The 605-nt window shown below is 71.1% G+C and carries 1 protein-coding gene; it reads left to right on the plus strand.

Features of this window, described 5'->3' with window-relative positions; all coding sequences use genetic code 11:
- Positions 1 to 32: 32 nt before the first annotated feature.
- Positions 33 to 605: autoinducer binding domain-containing protein (locus MNI96_RS21775; RefSeq protein WP_249696646.1), on the plus strand; the 573-nt coding region annotated here is incomplete at its 3' end.

The following is a 605-nucleotide window of genomic DNA, read 5'->3' on the forward strand; positions in this document are numbered from 1 at the left end:
CTTCCGCCTCGGCCTGATCGACTGAGGCGCCCTTGCACGCGACGGATCTGCTGACCCATCTCGACCGCATCTGCCACGCCGCAACGGCGCAGGAGGTGCGCAGCCGCCTCATCCTTGCAACCGGAGCCTATGGCATCGACCAGGTGATGTGCGGCCTCGTACCGACCCCTGCCACTCCGCCGGCCGAGGCGAAGAAATCCATCTTCTTCGGCAACTGGCCGGCCAGCTGGCTGGAGCGCTACGTCGCCCGCCGCTATGTCGACATCGATCCGGTGATCGCGCAGGTGACCGCCGCCGACGCATTGTTTGATTGGCGCGAGGCGCGCGCACCGGCAGACAGAGCGCCCTTCGCCCGGTTGATGATGGAGGAAGCGCGCGAGCACGGGCTGTCCGCCGGCTTCGCCCTACCCTTTTCCGGCCCCGCCGGCCAGCGCGGCAGCATTTCGCTGAGCGGCGCGCGTATCGAGTTGGACCCGGCCCGCCGGACGATGCTCGCCCTGCTGGCGGCCAGCGCGGCGGACCGGGCCGCCACGCTGCTGCAGGGGGACGCCTGGCGCCCCTCCTCCCCCTTGACGGCACGCGAGCGCGACTGCGTCGCCTGGGCC

This window comes from Stappia sp. WLB 29 (genome assembly GCF_023507705.1).
Taxonomy (GTDB): Bacteria; Pseudomonadota; Alphaproteobacteria; order Rhizobiales; family Stappiaceae; genus Stappia.